The organism is Shewanella sp. AS16, from assembly GCF_021412365.1.
GTDB classification, from domain to species: domain Bacteria; phylum Pseudomonadota; class Gammaproteobacteria; order Enterobacterales; family Shewanellaceae; genus Shewanella; species Shewanella salipaludis.
Window position 1 is genome coordinate 1 of record NZ_JAKCLK010000311.1, and the last position, 288, is coordinate 288.

1 protein-coding gene is annotated in these 288 nt (G+C 46.9%); it reads right to left on the bottom strand.

Features of this window, described 5'->3' with window-relative positions; translation table 11 throughout:
• Positions 1 to 92 (bottom strand): cell division protein ZapB (gene zapB / locus LZP73_RS21615; RefSeq protein WP_442800783.1); only part of this gene is annotated, 92 nt, incomplete at its 3' end.
• Positions 93 to 288: the final 196 nt, after the last annotated feature.

A 288-nucleotide genomic window follows, 5' to 3' on the forward strand; every position in this document is an offset into this window, starting at 1 on the left:
TCTTCGATTTCCATCTGCAACAGAGTGATGGTATCAATCGCCTGCTGTACTTTTGCTTCCAGTTTCTCAAACACTTCTAATGACATTGTCATACCTCTCCTGAATTGCAAGGCGTTGATGGATAAAAATCCTCGTCCCGATTACCGGTGACGCCTTAATAAATACGAGCGCACTTTAGTTAGCTCCGATTGTATGAAGCCGCGCCATCGCTGTCCAGCGGCACGCCTTGCAGATTACGGTTTGCCACACTTTTCATCCTTCTCCTGGTGACATAATCCACACCAATCG